The following is a 15,832-nucleotide window of genomic DNA, read 5'->3' as shown; positions in this document are numbered from 1 at the left end:
ATTTTTACTTTTCCGGTTATTGAATTAACCTTAAAAAACAACCCATGAACCAAAAACCCTCAAACGCCTTTATTGCGGCCTCGTGGATCGCCCTGGGCGCAGGTATGCTTGGATTTTTAATCGGCCTGTGGCGTGCTGAAATGGTACTGAATGAAAAAGGATATTATTTTACGGTTTTAATGTTCGGTCTTTTTGCTGTTATTTCTCTTCAGAAAAGCGTTCGTGATAAACTGGAAGGTGTTCCTGTTACAGACATCTATTATGGTTTAAGCTGGTTCTGCACTATCCTGGCTGTGGTATTATTAGCAGTTGGTTTGTTTAATGCTACCATTTTACCCAGTGAGAAAGGGTATTATGCATTTGCATTTTTACTGGCTTTATTTGGCGCCATTGCGGTGCAAAAGAACACCCGCGACGCCAAGGCAGCTGAAAAGAAGGAGATTAAAGAGAATTAGAATTAAATAGTTTAATCCCGTTTCTTAAGACATCGAAGTAGGAGGTAAGAAGTAGGAAGTATAAAGCTTCCTGTTTTTTACCTCTTTTTCTTACTTCCTGCTTCTTATTCTTACTTCTTATTTCTTACATCCTACTTCCTACCTCCTACCTCTTAACTCTTTGCTCATATCTGCCTAAATAGTAGTAACTTAAAAGAAAAAAATGGATAACAGGGGACTTCTCTTTATTCCTGATATCAGCGGTTTTACCCGTTTTGTTTCTGAAACGGAAATTGAACATAGCCGTTATGTTATTCAGGAATTGCTGGAGGTGCTTATAAAGTCAAATAGTCTCGGTTTGCAGATCTCCGAGATTGAAGGGGACGCCATTTTGTTTTATAAGTTTGGTGAACCGCCTGCTTTGCCTGTGCTATACAAGCAGGTGGAAGAGATGTTTTGTGCCTTTCACCGCTGTTTAATTGCGTATGATCGCAGGAAATATTGCCAGTGTGCAGCCTGTACTGCTGCTGTTGCACTGACGCTAAAAGTTATTACGCACTATGGCGAATTTACCGGGTACCAGGTGCAGAACTTCAATAAGCTGATCGGTAAGGATGTGATCGTAGCGCATCAGTTGTTGAAGAACGATATCCGCCAGCATGAATATTGGCTGGTGACCAATAACCTGGTTGCTGATAAACAGCCTGAGGGCATTACGAATTGGATGCATTGGGAGATCAGTAATAAGGAAACAGAAACCGGTGTTATTCCCTATCATTATACTTTATTAAGCGAGTTGAAGGAACAGCTGCCGCCAGAACCGCTTGAGCCAATTGTGTTTTCTGATAAAGTTAAAATACTGTCGCTGTCGAAAGAATACAAAACAGATATCATTCTGTTGTTCCATGCCACTGGCGATTTTTCGAATCGCAGCCGCTGGCAGGAAGGGGTGATAAAAGTAGAGGAGATCGATCATCACCTGCCCCGTATAGGTATGCGAAGCAGGTTTTTAACAGAAAGCGGCGAAACCTATATCTACAGCAGTAGTTATTATTATCATCCTGAAAAGATCCGGTTCAGCGAAACGGAAGAAAAGACGGGCAACGTTACTTACTTTACGCTGGAGAGAATAACCAATACTACCACCCGGCTTACGCTTGACCTGTATCGGAAAAAGAATTTTATTACGGAATATCTGCCTGTGCTGGCTGGTAAGAATCACTTAAAAATCAGTTATCAGCGGTCGCTGCAAAACCTCGAAAATTTATTGATAGAATTTCCGCACGAAGCCCATGTTTAAAAACAAAAGCTGCTGAAAAAAAATATCAGCAGCTTTAGGTGCAATGCTCAATTAATTAGTCGTGCATTGATCATACAGGCTGTTGCTGGCTTTTTGCAGAACAGTCGGTACTTGTATGGTTTTCATATAGGAATGCTAATATGTAAGCGGCAGCCTTTACCTGGCGATGTAACGATCTCACAATGGCCATGCAGATTGCGGATACGCTCTCTGATGTTTATGAGCCCAATGCCATCTACCTGGTGGTTAGGGTCGAAACCAATGCCATCATCGTCAATGATCAACTCTACATGCCGGTCATCGGTTTCGAGTGTCATAACCACCGTTTTTGCTCTGCTATGCTCTGTTATGTTTCTGAATTGTTCCTGCAGGATACGGTAAATATTGACCTTCTTGTAATCGGAGATCATGCTTTCATTAAAGTGATGGATACCAAATAGGATATTTATTCTGTGGATTGTTTTTATGTCTTCAATGAAAGTTTTTACACTTTCGAGTAGGGTATCTTTTTGCAATTTTTGTAGTACCATTCCACGCGATAACTTCTTGATCTCTTCTATTGCTTCTTTAATTAGTTGCGTGGTTACTTCCTTTGCTTTTTGATTGTCTGCCTTATACACCTGAACCAGGTCCAGGTGTAGTTTGGCAGAACATAACAGTTGGTTCACGTTGTCATGTAGTTCCTGTCCAATAACCAACCGCTCATGCTCCAGCATTTTCATAAGCATACCGGAGACGGCGTTTTGATGATCTGTTGGCCTGTTTGCGTTTTGTTTTTGCGGCATAACGCTTTCAGCCAGTAACGCCTTTTCGCTCATGTGACCCGCGCAAAGTATACATCCATTCGCCTCTTTATCTGAAACCAGATGGAAAAATGACCATTTAAATGTCTGGGTACGGTTAGAACCGGAATTGGTGTACAGATTAATGGGTAGGGTTTGCAGGGATGGATCGTTGTTTGTCAGTAGGGTATCGAACACTTCCCGGTCAGTTTCTGAAAGCAGGGATTGAAAATGGTCCAATTGCTTTAGGGTTCCGGGTCCAAACTCTTGATTCATGGCCGAGTTCATAGAAAGTATACGGCCGTCCTGATCAATGATTGCATAATACACCGATTCCTGTCCCGCTTGCGAGGCATTCGGTGACGCTCCGTCACTCAAGTTCATAGCTAGTTTACTTTTGTTTTACAAGGCTTTCCAGGGCCTCATCTGTTATGCCTGTAATGGAGTCGTACCCCATAGACTTCTCTACATAATAATCAGCTCCAAGGCGCATGCATGTTTCGAAATATTCCCCAGGGTCGTTATTGGTAAGCATGACAATTTTTACATGCTTGTTAATTCCCCTGATCTTTATCAACAAATCAATCCCACTCCTGCCTGGCAGGTTAATATCAAGGAAAATAACGTGTGGCGTTTTTCTGGCGAACATCGTTATGCCATCTTCATAGCAGCCGGCTACCGCAATGGAGGCCTCGTTGTAGCGTTCTAAAAGCAGTTCTTTGATGCGATGAATGAATAAGGCCGAATCATCTATTAAGAGGATACATAGGGAATTGCTCATTCATGCCGTTTTGTTTGTTTGGAACGCAAAGGTAGGCCATAACAGGTTGCCGGTACATAGGATCAATTGTTGTTTCTGTGTAAGGATGACAATTACTGTTTGTAGCGGTTTGTACTACAAAAGCAAGTTTGTAAGTTGTTTAGTTTGTTAGTTCTTGAGTTAACAAACTAACAAACTCCCTAATTCTTTCACTTTGGTACCACATTGCTACCTCGGCGCCCGAGGAGGTGAAGTGAAGGGCCAGTATAGGCAAAGCGAAGGTTTCGAGGAGGCAAAGAGAAGGATCAGTATAGGCAAAGTGAAGGAAATAAAAACCATCACTGATTTTCGACCATTCGTCCCACCATTTTCCGCGGACCGTCCCACCAAAATTAAAATTTCCGAGGAGAAATAGCCATTCGTCCCACCGGTTTCAAGTAAACCGTCACAGCGGTTTCCGAAGCCCGTCCCATGATGGAACTTTCGCATGAAGGTAATGGGTACCTTTGTATTCGTATACGGTAGTTCTTTGACACCATCCTGTAAGGATGGACCGATACCCAAACAACAAGGTTGGTTAACCCGGAGTTATGTTTTAGATCAACTTATTTTCTACAGCATAGAGAGTTAATTCAGCATTGTTCTGCATACTCATTTTTTCAAGTATGCGCGACCGGTAGGTGCTGATGGTGTTTACACTTAAGGAAAGTGAAGTGGCAATTTCGGAAACAGTTTTCCCGGAAGCCAGCCGTTTCAGTACATCGAATTCCCGCTCAGACAGCTTTTCATGCGGCAGCTGGTTGGGATCATCGCCAAACGATGCGGCTAATTTTTCTGCTCCTTCGGCACTCACATATTTTTTTCCCAGCATCAGCTGCCGAACGGCTTTCAATAATTCATCGGGATGGCTTTCTTTATTAAGATAACCGGATGCGCCTGCTTTCAGCGCCCGCACCACATACTGGTCTTCGGGATGTACACTCAAGATCAATACGGGGGTATTTGGCAGCATTTTTTTCAACTGTCGAAGTGTTTCCAGGATGTTGCGTCCGGGCATGGAAATATCTGAAATGATCAGGTCCCATTTTTGGGCTACAGCCTCTTTGATCAGGGCAGAAGAATCGATCACTTCGCATACTTCGGCACCGGGAAATTCTTCCCGTAACAAGGTGCTCAGGCCTTTGCGGATAAGGCTATGGTCATCGGCTATTAAAAATTTGCTCACTGTTGACTGATTTCGTGGTTTGTGATTAGTATAGGAATGGATATTTGGATATAGGTCCCTTTTCCGGGAGTACTATCAATATGAAAATCTCCGTCTATCATCAAAGCCCTTTCCTGCATACCCTTCAAACCAAGCGTTTTTTTGTGGGCCATATCATTCGGGTTAAATCCTTTGCCATTGTCGCGGATCTCCAGCACAATCCTGTTCTCTTCCATCGACAATACGGCGTCTACCTGGGTGGCGCTGGCATGACGGGCAATATTGGTCAGCGCTTCCTGATAAATACGGAACAATGCATTTGATTGCTTTGTAGTGAATTGTGGTTCATACAACAGGCTTTCAAAAATGCAGCGGATACCAAAGTTCTTTTCAAATTCCCGGCTTTGCCATTCCAACGCACTTACCAGTCCCAGGTTATCGAGTATGCTGGGTCTTAACTGGGTAGCTATTTTACGTACCGATCGCATGGTTTCTGCGAGTAAAAGATCCGCCTGCCTCATTTTCTCAATCATTTCTTTTGCTTCAGGAGGCAGCTTTTTGCTCATTTGTAACAGATCGAGTTTTAACAGCGTCAATTGTTGGCCCAACTCATCATGTATTTCGCGGGAAATATGTTTCCGTTCTTCCTCCCTGATGTTTTCGAGGTAGGAGGAGAGTTCCCGGAGTTGCCGGTGCGATTGTTTCAGCTCCTGTTCGGCTTTTACCTTGCCGGTAATATCATTGGCTACCAAATAGAGATTCTTGTTGCCTTTGGAAGCGGAGAATTCTATGTGTTTTTTTGAACCATCCTTGCAGTTTACTTCAAACTGGCAAATTAAGGTAGATCTTGTTTTGTGGTTGGGGCGACTGATCGCATTTTCACGGGCTGCATTTACCACATTGCGATAATTTTCATTGGGGTAGGCTTTGTTCAGCCATTCTTTATGGGTTGGAATATCGTCCCGGGTGTAGCCAAACGTATCAACAAAGGCATTGTTCACGAACTTGGTTTCGCCGGCATCACTAAATACACAAATGGGAATGGGCAATTGTTCGGAAATATCCCTGAATTTCTTTTCATTCTCATGCAGGGCCCTTAAAAAGCTGTTCCTTTCAGTAATGTCATTAAAATTTACAAACACCAGGTTCTCATCTGTAGTAAAGGTAAATTCCAGTTCCTTTATAGTCCCGTCTTTACAATACACTTTCGATTCAAAGGGGCGGGATTCGTATTTTTCTCCATGATAGACCAGTTTCAATTCGGCCTGCCAACCTTTTTGTAGTGTTCGGAAATGAACTTCATCGCGATAGGCTTGCTGTCCCCAACGATCAATAGTGGGAATATCTTCTATAGTGTAACCAAACCATTCGGTAAATTTTGGATTGATGAATACGAACCGTTTGGGTTCATGTACTTCATATACCGCAATAGGGGTGGTCATTTTTTCAAGGATCCGTTTGAACTTGTTTTCGGCAGCTAGTACCAGTTTTTCTGCTTTCTCCCATGCTATCAGCTCGTCAGGTTGCGGCATATGTGACTGGGATTTCTGGGATGATTGGGATGATTGGGATGCACTTCTATGTATCATCAACACTAACGGTTGTTTGCGAACGTTCCAGATAGAACAATCGTATGTTGCGTCGGGTAATTTTTTTGAGCAGAATTCGAGCTGGAGAATGCCGGCTGGCTGTTTGTTCTTTTTTGAGACGGCGTTTTTAAAGACAGCTTTTGATGCGGGTATCAGAAAGGACAGGATCTTTTTACCTATACATCGTTTTCCAGCCACTCCATGCAGCCTGGCTTCCTTTGGCCAGATGCCATTTATTACACCTGATTTCTTTTCAATCGACACTAAAATGACATCTTCGGAACGGTTGTTTATTGCTGGCATACTCGTATCCATCAAACGGGAATTGATTTAAGTATGTATAACGGGTTAAGCTTATAAGTTAATGCATTTCTAATTTAAATATATAGTAAATCACCTATTTTTTTAATGAATACCCTTTTACCAGGGTGCATTTAGTTCAAGACAGGCAGAATAAAAGAAAAGCTGTCCCGGTTAGTGAACAGCTTTTCTTTTATAAAAATTACGGAAGCTTATTATTTGTTTACGTTCAGATCATAACCCTGTAAGAATTTGTCTTTAATAACAACATACAGTTTGTTTTCTGCTTCGTCAACTATATAAGCAGGGTCTTTATCGCCGAATGGGATTTTTACCAGGTCTTTTCCTGAGTCTTTATCAATTTTTACCAGTCCATTGATGCCAGATTCTTCAAATTTGGTTAAAATGAATATGGCATCTTTTGTGGCTTTTGTGGCATTGAAACGTTGGCTTGCCATGGCAAACAAAGCGCCTGCCGCATCATTGCCGGCAACAGCTGATTTGTATGTAGACGTGTTTTCATCTACATATATTTCGTTAACCAGATTGCCTTTTTCATCTGTAGCAGGGCGAACACGTACTGATTGTAGTGTTTTAACTCCTGAATATACGGTGGCAGCAACGGCCGCGCCTTTCATTAAGGCACGAACGCCTTTACTTAAACCGGCTTCTCTATAGTTGTGATTGAAGATCACTTTGCCTTCAAAGTCAACCAGAGAAGTATTTTGTAAGGAGTTGATGAAATAACCGCTTTTTCTTACTTCAATGGTAGCCAGTTCCCTTTCTTCATCATAATCTTTTAATGGAAGGGATTCTGTTAATACAGTCATATTACCATCGGCCAGACTGAATGCATTCAATTTGTCATCGCTATACACCAACAGGCGGTTTCTTGCATCGTCAAAACCAAAGGCCGGACGTTTACGGATCTTGATATCTCTTTTCCACAGTTCTTTTCCTTTTTCATATTCTACCAGGTTCGCCCTTGATTCGGTAAAATATAAGATACCTTTTTCTGTAGGCTCAATGATCACAGCGGGGCTGCTTAATTCAAACTTCCAAACTTTTTTACCCTCGTTGTTTACCAGGTAAAATTTGGTTGCCTTTTCTTCATTGTTAATAGCCAGAATGCCGTGCTCTGTTAAACGGATATCATTGATGTTATCCAGTGAGCTTTCCTTTTGCCAGCGGAGTTGGCCGGTTTCAGCATCAATGATGTTTACACCTTCTGAATGTTTGATGATATAGCTTTTTTTATCATAAGGGGCCAGGCCATTACATTTTCCATTCAGCTTTAACAGCTTTTCGCCATAAGCGCTAACGCCGGTTTCAGTAGCCAGCAGATCAACACGGTTCTCATAGGTTACAAACAGTTTTGATCTGTCGTACGTAAGCATGGCGTCTTCAATTTTTTCCTTGAATTCCTTTTTCCATACGTCACTGCCATCGGTACCATTCAAGCAGATCACATTGTTTTTATCAATGATCACCAGGTTCTTGTTTTTATCGACCATCGGGGGAACAGTGAAAATGCTTCTTGTATTTAACAACGCACCAAGACCTGATTTGGCGGCGCCTATATCTTTTGACCATCTTTCTTTACCGGTAGCAAAATCGAGCAGGGCGATAAAGCTGCGTTTGTTACGGGTGCCTTCAATGAGCAATGCGCCCAGGTGGTATAAAGGCCTTTTGCCAGAGATCTTCATGTCGGCATCATTGCTGTTGAAAATGATCTTACCGGTTTCAGCTTCAATGATGCTGGTTTGTGGTTTGCCTAATCCCAGTGACTTGGCTGTTTCCACCATAAAATAAGGGGTGCCGGAAATATTCTCAAATTTGTCTTCAGAAGCACTACCCAGTTCTTTAATTTCCCAGGTAATTTTCTTTGTTTTGGGGTCAATACCGGCAAGGCTCAGGTCGGTTGCAGCTACCAGGGAACCGGTATTGGTTTGCTGCATCCATTTGATCTTTGTAACAGTGGTGCCTAACTGAAATTCAAATTCAGGTTGTACCTGCGCATAAGTTAGGCCAGATAGTAATAATAAACATAGGGTCGTTCGAATGGACTTCATAGTAAGAGTTGGGTTTATGATAATGCCGCCAAAATAGAAAGAATAAAATGATTGTTCAAAGGGAAAAGGACGAAATGTTCTGTTGTTAATAACAGTTAGGGGTATCTGGGGAGTTTATTTTTAGGAATAATGTTTTTTTTGCATTCAAGGAAGGGTTACATTAGAATAATTATTATTGCATCATGAAAAATCAAATGAAGGACATATTGACAAATGGTGAATTCCGGGTGAATGGCAGTTTATGGTTAGAAGGTAATGGGACCCGGTTTTTTGGTCCTGGCCCGGTGGAGTTGTTGCAATTGATTGATGAGACCGGAAGCATAAACCAGGCCGCCAAGAAAATGGGTATGTCGTATAAAAAAGCCTGGGAAATTGTAAACCGGTTGAATGAAATAGTGGGCAGTCCATTGGTGATCACTGCAACCGGTGGTGAAAAGGGTGGTGGTTCTGCTATTTCTGAAGAAGCCAAACAACTGATCGATTGGTATATGTCACTACGGGAAAGATTCCGGAAGTTTATGGAGCAGGAAACTGCGAAGCTTAGATAAGGGCAATGGGTTATGAAAAATGCTGTTCGATTATAAGCTGCAACGCAAGTGCGTAACCACAAATAAGTATGACTATAAAAAGTTTGATTGCCTCGGTGTTACTGGTATGTATGGGCTATGTTGCCACCGCGCAGGCCTATGTACAGGTATCAGGTGAAGTGAGCAAGACGTTGAAACTGTATGAAGCTGACATTGCTAAAATGAACAAAGTATCCGTTACGCTTTCCGATAAAGATGGTAAAGACCATAGTTATACCGGGGTGCCGGTACTGGATATCCTGAACAGTGCAGGGGTTACTACCGGTAAACAATTACATGGTGAAAACCTCACTAAGTATGTGTTGGTGAAATGTGCCGATGGCTATCAGGTGTTGTTTGCCCTGGCTGAAATGGATACCGCGCTTTCTAAAAAGACCATCATCCTGGCCACCCAGGCCGATAATAAACCCTTACCCGAAGGCAAGGGCCAGTGGAATTTATTATAAAGTTTGCCAAGGATTAATGAGTCAGTTGTGAGTGGTCAGTGGTGAGTAGGTTCCCGATTTTTCGGACATCTGAATATTCGCGAACCCCCTCACAACTCACAACTCACAACTTACAAACTCACAAACTACTCACGAGCTGCCAGAAGCTGATCGTTCTTCTGGTGGTGAACCCAAGGTATTCATACAGTCTGATGGCCCGTTCATTTGTTTCTAATACATGCAGAAATGGGGTATTGCCCATTTGCAGGTTAGCGTTGCAAAGATGGGCAATCAGGTACTGGGCATATTTTCGACCGGTATAAGCCGGATCGGTACAAATAGCACTTATTTCTGTTAAGTGATCGAGCCGCATTCGTTCGCCCGCAATAGCTACCAGTTCATTGCCCTGCCAGATTCCAGCATAATTGCCCAGGCGTCTTGTGTCTTTTTCATAATACCCCGGCTGCACTTTGTTGATGAGGTGGAGCATGTCATCGCTGTGCGATGCGTTGAGTGGGGTAATAGGCTCCGTGCCGGCAGGCAGGGCCGTTGCTTCTTGCAGGACCATTTGCACACAGGGAAGTTCTTTCAATAACTGAACGCCTGGCGGCAATGGCGGCAGCTCACCAATCAGATAAAAGAGCTCACCCGGTTCAAACAGCGTGTGCAGGGTGAGCAAATTCTCCGTTGTTGCTGTTTCAAGCGCAGCAAAAGGCAGCACACCGCGTTGGTATCGTTTTGCGTTTTGTGGTCCGGTAGCAAACTGTTGCTGCATGCTGGTGAGCGCCCACCAGGCAGGGTTATCAAGTGTTGAAAATGGATCACTGTGATGCATCTCGCAATGTAATGATTTTGCGGCCGACCAGAGGTTTTAAGCGTTTTGCTTTCTTACGTATTTGGTAAGTATCACTATTACCTGGCCTTCTATTTTACCTTCAATCTGTTCCGTATTGTTCTCTACCAGGCGAATGTTTTTTACTACCGTCCCCATTTTTGCATTTAATGTAGAGCCTTTTACGTCCAGCGATTTTGTCAGGATCACTGTGTCGCCATTTTGTAGCAGATTGCCGTTACTGTCTTTGTGTAATTCAACAGCGTCGTCGTTGTCATGATCGCCGGTAGCTTTGGCCCAGGCCAGCATGTCCTCATCCAGGTACATCATCTCCAGGCTTTCCATTGCCCAGCTTTCCCGTTTCAGGCGATTCAGCATCCGCCAGGAGACAACCTGTATACCTGGTATCTCACTCCACATTGTTTCTGATAAAAAAGCCCAGTGTTTGTTATTCAGTTCTGCTTTCTTTTCAATCTGCGCATGACAGGTCTCACAAATGAGGATCGTATCATCTGCGTTGCTCCGGGGCTGGGGTGTTACCTCATATATTTTTAACGGACCGCCTGATTTGCATAATTCACATTGGTTGCCGCTTCTTTGCTTTAATTGCTCTTCCAGTTTCATAATACGGGTTTAAATTGGCGGCGAATGTAATATTTTTACCCTAAACGGTTCCTGCAAAATGCGCCTGCCTAAAAGCCCTATCTGGCAAATATTGAGGTGCGTTTTTCTTTTTTGATCTTCCAAAGGCTTACAGCACAAACCATCACCCACAAAAAAGGATAGATCATCTGTGTCAAATAGAAGCTTCGGACATTGTTAAGGTCTATAGCTATTTGTAAAGGCCCGGTAGGTTTTTTGACCGGTGCTTCCCAGCGTGCATACAGGTAGGTAAGCCAACAGCCAAAGGCCAGGCTGAACAAGCCAATGAGCAGCCAGGTTAACGAAAGGAAACGGGCGTTTTTTTCTGTACGTATTTTGGCAATGGCGGTAACAAAAAAGACCATCATTAACAGGATCAGTACATTGGTGATTGGCTCATTGCCTGCAATTTTCAGAAACTGGATGGGCACCCAATCAAAGAAATTAAACCTGAAATAGCGCAAGGCGAATGCCACTACAAAAGCGCCCAGCATGACCACCGTAAATTTCTTCAGCTTTGTAATGCCATAGAACCTGATGGCGCGGTAGTAGAAGATGACAAAAAGGACCAGTAATAAAATATATGGTCCATACATAATAAGGTTGATCCAAAAAGGGGAAGTTTTCATATAATACGGATTGGGTTTAAAACGGCAATATCAGGATTTTCTTATAACGATTGATAGGCCTGGCCTAAAAAGTCTACCAGATCAGAGGCGATCAAAGAAGGCTGGGAGGCATAAGCGGCCGCCAGGTCGCCGGCACAACCGTGCAGGTACACGCCCATAATGGCCGCGTGCAGGGGAGAATATTTCTGCGCCAGCAAACCGGTAATTATTCCGGTAAGCACATCGCCCGTGCCGCCACTTGCCATACCGGGGTTGCCGCTGCTGTTAAAATAGCCCTTGCCATCGGGGGAGGCTATAAATGTATACCGGCCTTTTAGCACAATGTACAGATCATTGTCCGTGGCGGTTTGCAGCGCCAGTTGGATGCGATCGTAATCATTGGCGGTCTTTCCAAACAGCCGTTCAAATTCTTTGGGGTGTGGCGTAAGGATGGAACCCAGCGGGATCTTGTTCAGCAGCCCTTTTTCCTGCGCTATTGCATTCAGGCCATCGGCGTCGATCACCATGGGACGGCGGTTCTGCTCAAAAATTGAATACAAAAGCTTTATGTTACTGGCGTGAGCGCCGAGTCCGGGACCAATGCCAATGGTGTCGTATTTGTCCATTTCCTGCACAGCGTGACCGGGATCGTTGACGGGTCCCGTTTTGCACATGGCCTCGGGTACTGCGGTTTGCAGAATGTTGTAACCCACGGCCGGAACATGACAGGTGAGTTTACCCACCCCGCTGCGCAAACAGGCGCGGGCGCAAAGGACCGCTGCGCCCATCATACCATAACTACCGGCAATAAGAGCAGCATGACCATAATCTCCTTTATGGGAAAAGGGTTTCCGTGGCTGCAGCAACTGTTTTGCCATTGCCTTATCAATAAGCAGAAAGGGTGAATCCTGGATGGATAAAAAACCGGGGAGCAGCCCAATATTGAGCAGGTGTACTTCCCCAATACTGTCAGCATTCTCCGGCATCAGAAAAGCTGGTTTAAAACATTGAAAACTAAGGGTGTGATGGGCTTTTATCACCCTATTGCCCCGGGCGCTTTGGTCTACGAACAGGCCACTGGGAATATCTATGGCAATCACATTATTGTGACTATTATTAATATGTTGTATCAGGTTGGCGGTAAGCCCGTCGGCGGGGCGGTTGATGCCGGAACCCAGCAGGGCGTCTATGACCACATCACCAGCTGGAATGGAAGGCAGCATTTCTTCCGAGGATACAAACCGGATGGCGGCGGTCGTATCGTGCAGCCGGGCCAGGTTGAGCTGAAAATCTACTGTGCCCTTATGGCCAAATTCCAGGATGTAAACGGTAACGGTATGACGACTTTGGGTCAGCAGCCGGGCAATTACAAGGCCATCGCCGCCATTATTGCCTTTTCCACAAAAGATGGTAAAAGCCCTGCCTTTGTAATTGTTTTGCAATAACCATTCGTAGCAAGCCGTGGCGGCGCGCTCCATAAGGTCTACAGAGGCAATAGGTTCATGGCGGATGGTGTATTCATCCCAAGCCCTAATTTGTTCGGTAGCAAAAATTTGCATCCCGAAAATTAATTACTTTTTGGCAGTAGAACGGCGACCGGCAGATTTCTTTTTATGTGAAACGGCATGTGAGCGATGTTTGGCGACCGGTCTTTGCGCAACCTGCTGGCTGTTTGTTGGGTCGTCATCGTCGTAGCGGTTATTGTTTTGCAGGTAATCGCCGAAAATATCGGCCATTTCTTTCACCTTGTACACGTATCGGCAATCATTATTGCAAAGGGCAATGATGGTGGCATCTTCATCCTGCATACGATAGAAAGAGGTGCGGTTGCCATGCCACCAGCCGTTGTGGTAGATCAGTTTTTTGCCATTATTCAACAGGTACATGCGCCAGCCCAGCCCATAATTATGGGTGCCGGGTTTTTCAAAGCTGTAACCGGCATAAGCCTGGTCAAGGGTAGCCTTTTTAAATAAGTTCTCATTTTTGAGGGCCTGGTCCCATTTCAACAGGTCGCGCACGGTGCTGTATACGTTTTTATCGCCGTACACTGCATCGAGAAATTCGAACCTGTATTCTTTTCCGCTGTAATAAAAGGATGGCATGTATCTGGCCGAATCGGCGAGGGTGAATACGTAGGAGTCTTTCATCCCCAATGGTTCGAAGAATGTCTTTTTCAGGTATTCCGGGTAGCTAAGGCCGCTTACTTTTTCAATGATGAGCGCCAGCAATGCAAAGTTGGTATTTGAATAGCTAAAGCCGTGGTTGGCGGCCGCGATAGGTATTTTCCGGTAGTTGGCGATAAGGAAATCCAGTACATCCTGGTTGGAAACCATCTTGTGTTTATCCCAGCCCATTTCACCCATGTAGTGGTCATATTTGGGAATACCGCTGCGGTGGTTCAGTAAAAGCCTTACCGTAACAGCTTCCAGGGGAAAACCGGGTAAATATTTTGAGACAGGATCGTCGATATTGAGTTTGCCATCCTGCCACAATTTTAAAGTGGCCATACCTGTAAAGGTCTTTGATACGGAGGCAAGATGAAAAGGCGTGGAGGGAGTGATGGAATCTTTCCTGGTGCGGGGATCAACGAAGCCATTGTACTCTTCGTAGATGATCTGGCCATTTTTAGCCACCAGCACACTGCCATTGAACCTTGTTTTACTGAAGGTAGAGTCGAGATGGTTGCTTACCATTCTCTTATAATAACTCATCTCTTCGGGGGTTAATGGGACGGCAGCATGGGTTAGGGATGAAGTATCACCTTCATTCATAGGGGAGGAAGTAACCTTCTTATTATTAACACGCGCACAGCTTTCCAATACCACTAGGGTTAGCAACAACCTGACTATGTTTTTCACCAGGACTAATAATTTATGGTTTCAACTAATTTGTAAAGTTACAGAAAACGGTTCAGTAACGGGCCATGAAACTCAATTTCTATGCCCAAGTTTCTGCAACTATGAACTATATTTGCAATCTTTTAACTAAGATAACGTAAAAGCAGGGGATTCATTATGACCGAAAAACAAATTACGAGTTTTCCCAAGGAAAAGATAAACATTCTCCTACTTGAGAACATCTCTGACACGGCTGTTAAATTCTTTAAAGACAATGGCTACACATCCGTTAAAAAAGTAACGGGGGCATTAAGTGAAGAAGACCTGATAAAGGAAGTGAAGGACGTGCATTTGCTGGGTATCCGATCCAAAACGCAGATCACCCCGCGTGTATTGGATGCTGCGAAGAAACTACAGGCGATCGGTTGCTTTTGTATTGGTGTTAATCAGGTTGATTTAAAATATGCTAAGCAACAGGGTGTTGCGGTGTTCAATGCGCCGTATTCCAATACCCGTTCCGTAGCAGAGCTGGTTATTGGTCTATCAATTTTGTTGATTAGACGCATAGTTGATAAGAACAAAGCCGCCCATGAGGGCATTTGGATGAAGGATGCAAAGGGTAGTTATGAGCTTCGTGGAAAGACCCTGGGTATTATCGGGTATGGTAACATCGGAACCCAGGTGAGCATTCTGGCCGAAGCGATGGGTATGCATGTTATTTTCTACGATACCATTACCAAGCTGCCGCTGGGTAATGCCATTGCCAAGAAAACCCTGAAAGAGGTGGTAAGCCAGGCCGACATCATAACGTTGCATGTACCCGAAACGGCTGCCACCAAGAATATGATCAACAAGAATGTGATCAAGAACTTTAAAAAGGGTTCTATCCTGATCAACTATGCCCGTGGGGAAGTGGTTGAGCTGGAGGCACTGGCCAAGGCCCTGGAAGAAAAACAAATGAGCGGCGCCGCAGTGGATGTATATCCCTGGGAGCCTGAAAAGAACGGCGACAAATTCTCTACCCCATTACAGGGTTTGCCAAACGTGATACTGACCCCGCACATCGGTGGTTCTACCGAAGAAGCGCAGGAAAACATTGGAGAAGATGTGAGCAATAAATTGTTCCAGTACCTGGAGAATGGTACCAGCATTGGTTCGCACACCGTGCCTACTTTAAGCCTGCCGCTGCAAGAGGGCGTGCATCGCATTCTGCATATTCACCGTAATGTGCCAGGTGTACTGTCAGCCATAAACACCACCCTGTCGAATGCCAAGATCAACATCCTGGGCCAATACCTGAAAACAAACGATGAAATAGGGTACGTGGTGCTTGATATTGATAAGAAGCTGTCGAATACCGCGGTGCAGTTGTTGAAGGAAGTGAAGGATACCATTAAGGTAAGGCTGTTGTATTAATAGTATTATACTTTATAGAAAGCGGATCGTTCTGAAAAGGGCGA

At 44.2% G+C, this 15,832-nt stretch carries 15 protein-coding genes; 5 read left to right on the top strand and 10 right to left on the bottom strand.

Annotated features, from left to right (window positions below; genetic code table 11):
* Positions 1-44: 44 nt before the first annotated feature.
* The gene (gene yiaA, locus J7I42_RS17155; protein WP_209140067.1) at positions 45-455 is read left to right on the top strand and encodes an inner membrane protein YiaA; all 411 of its coding nucleotides are present in this window, start codon (positions 45-47) and stop codon (positions 453-455) included.
* Positions 456-657: 202 nt separating this feature from the next.
* Positions 658-1,734 (top strand): DUF2652 domain-containing protein, encoded by a 1,077-nt coding sequence (locus J7I42_RS17150; protein WP_209140066.1) that lies wholly within the window; start codon positions 658-660, stop codon positions 1,732-1,734.
* Positions 1,735-1,856: 122 nt separating this feature from the next.
* On the opposite strand, the gene J7I42_RS17145 is transcribed toward J7I42_RS17150, so the two are convergent.
* From J7I42_RS17145 to J7I42_RS17125, 5 genes are all read right to left on the bottom strand, one after another.
* Positions 1,857-2,900, bottom strand: coding sequence for a sensor histidine kinase (locus J7I42_RS17145; protein WP_209140065.1), 1,044 nt, complete (start codon positions 2,898-2,900; stop codon positions 1,857-1,859).
* A 7-nt stretch (positions 2,901-2,907) separates the two neighbouring features.
* Complete coding sequence (locus tag J7I42_RS17140; RefSeq protein ID WP_209140064.1) at positions 2,908-3,297, bottom strand: response regulator; 390 nt, start codon at positions 3,295-3,297, stop codon at positions 2,908-2,910.
* Positions 3,298-3,871: 574 nt separating this feature from the next.
* A complete protein-coding gene (locus J7I42_RS35610; RefSeq protein WP_209140063.1) occupies positions 3,872-4,501 on the bottom strand; it encodes a response regulator in 630 nt (209 codons plus the stop codon).
* Entirely contained in the window at positions 4,498-6,384 is a 1,887-nt protein-coding gene (locus J7I42_RS17130) for a PAS domain-containing sensor histidine kinase (protein WP_209140062.1), read from the bottom strand. The genes J7I42_RS35610 and J7I42_RS17130 overlap by 4 nt, the downstream gene beginning before the upstream one ends.
* A 200-nt stretch (positions 6,385-6,584) precedes the next feature.
* Positions 6,585-8,441, bottom strand: a complete 1,857-nt coding sequence (locus tag J7I42_RS17125; protein WP_209140061.1) for an outer membrane protein assembly factor BamB family protein — start codon at positions 8,439-8,441, stop codon at positions 6,585-6,587.
* Positions 8,442-8,623: 182 nt separating this feature from the next.
* Here J7I42_RS17125 and J7I42_RS17120 point away from each other — a divergent pair, with 182 nt between their 5' ends.
* Positions 8,624-8,989, top strand: a complete 366-nt coding sequence (locus J7I42_RS17120; protein ID WP_209140060.1) for a winged helix-turn-helix domain-containing protein — start codon at positions 8,624-8,626, stop codon at positions 8,987-8,989.
* Positions 8,990-9,057: 68 nt separating this feature from the next.
* Entirely contained in the window at positions 9,058-9,474 is a 417-nt protein-coding gene (locus tag J7I42_RS17115; protein ID WP_209140059.1) for a molybdopterin-dependent oxidoreductase, read from the top strand.
* Between the two features lie 118 nt (positions 9,475-9,592).
* Here the strand turns inward: J7I42_RS17115 and J7I42_RS17110 are convergent, their stop codons facing one another.
* From J7I42_RS17110 to J7I42_RS17090, 5 genes are all read right to left on the bottom strand, one after another.
* The gene (locus tag J7I42_RS17110) at positions 9,593-10,288 is read right to left on the bottom strand and encodes a GNAT family N-acetyltransferase (protein ID WP_209140058.1); all 696 of its coding nucleotides are present in this window, start codon (positions 10,286-10,288) and stop codon (positions 9,593-9,595) included.
* Between the two features lie 36 nt (positions 10,289-10,324).
* Positions 10,325-10,909: a PhnA domain-containing protein gene (locus J7I42_RS17105; RefSeq protein ID WP_209140057.1), complete on the bottom strand. Its 585-nt coding sequence runs from the start codon at positions 10,907-10,909 to the stop codon at positions 10,325-10,327.
* Positions 10,910-10,986: 77 nt separating this feature from the next.
* A complete protein-coding gene (locus J7I42_RS17100) occupies positions 10,987-11,556 on the bottom strand; it encodes a hypothetical protein (RefSeq protein WP_209140056.1) in 570 nt (189 codons plus the stop codon).
* Positions 11,557-11,597: 41 nt separating this feature from the next.
* On the bottom strand, positions 11,598-13,094 hold the full coding sequence (locus J7I42_RS17095; RefSeq protein WP_209140055.1) for an NAD(P)H-hydrate dehydratase: 1,497 nt from the start codon (positions 13,092-13,094) through the stop codon (positions 11,598-11,600).
* 12 nt (positions 13,095-13,106) lie between these two features.
* On the bottom strand, positions 13,107-14,393 hold the full coding sequence (locus J7I42_RS17090) for a serine hydrolase domain-containing protein (RefSeq protein ID WP_209140054.1): 1,287 nt from the start codon (positions 14,391-14,393) through the stop codon (positions 13,107-13,109).
* A gap of 156 nt (positions 14,394-14,549) precedes the next feature.
* Between J7I42_RS17090 and serA the strand changes: the two genes are divergently transcribed.
* On the top strand, positions 14,550-15,788 hold the full coding sequence (gene serA, locus J7I42_RS17085) for a phosphoglycerate dehydrogenase (protein WP_209140053.1): 1,239 nt from the start codon (positions 14,550-14,552) through the stop codon (positions 15,786-15,788).
* Positions 15,789-15,832: the final 44 nt, after the last annotated feature.

Source organism: Niastella soli (assembly GCF_017742245.1).
Lineage (GTDB): Bacteria > Bacteroidota > Bacteroidia > Chitinophagales > Chitinophagaceae > Niastella > Niastella soli.
This window is presented reverse-complemented; position numbering and strand designations above follow the sequence as displayed.

Coding starts and splice junctions, on each gene's coding strand:
- J7I42_RS17120 (WP_209140060.1), top strand. CDS start 8,624: ATGAAAAATCAAATGAAGGACATATTGACAAATGGTGAATTCCGGGTG.
- J7I42_RS17125 (WP_209140061.1), bottom strand. CDS start 8,441: ATGAAGTCCATTCGAACGACCCTATGTTTATTATTACTATCTGGCCTA.
- serA (WP_209140053.1), top strand. CDS start 14,550: ATGACCGAAAAACAAATTACGAGTTTTCCCAAGGAAAAGATAAACATT.
- J7I42_RS17100 (WP_209140056.1), bottom strand. CDS start 11,556: ATGAAAACTTCCCCTTTTTGGATCAACCTTATTATGTATGGACCATAT.
- J7I42_RS17145 (WP_209140065.1), bottom strand. CDS start 2,900: ATGAACTTGAGTGACGGAGCGTCACCGAATGCCTCGCAAGCGGGACAG.
- J7I42_RS17150 (WP_209140066.1), top strand. CDS start 658: ATGGATAACAGGGGACTTCTCTTTATTCCTGATATCAGCGGTTTTACC.
- yiaA (WP_209140067.1), top strand. CDS start 45: ATGAACCAAAAACCCTCAAACGCCTTTATTGCGGCCTCGTGGATCGCC.
- J7I42_RS17105 (WP_209140057.1), bottom strand. CDS start 10,909: ATGAAACTGGAAGAGCAATTAAAGCAAAGAAGCGGCAACCAATGTGAA.
- J7I42_RS17140 (WP_209140064.1), bottom strand. CDS start 3,297: ATGAGCAATTCCCTATGTATCCTCTTAATAGATGATTCGGCCTTATTC.
- J7I42_RS17115 (WP_209140059.1), top strand. CDS start 9,058: ATGACTATAAAAAGTTTGATTGCCTCGGTGTTACTGGTATGTATGGGC.
- J7I42_RS17095 (WP_209140055.1), bottom strand. CDS start 13,094: ATGCAAATTTTTGCTACCGAACAAATTAGGGCTTGGGATGAATACACC.
- J7I42_RS17110 (WP_209140058.1), bottom strand. CDS start 10,288: ATGCATCACAGTGATCCATTTTCAACACTTGATAACCCTGCCTGGTGG.
- J7I42_RS17130 (WP_209140062.1), bottom strand. CDS start 6,384: ATGGATACGAGTATGCCAGCAATAAACAACCGTTCCGAAGATGTCATT.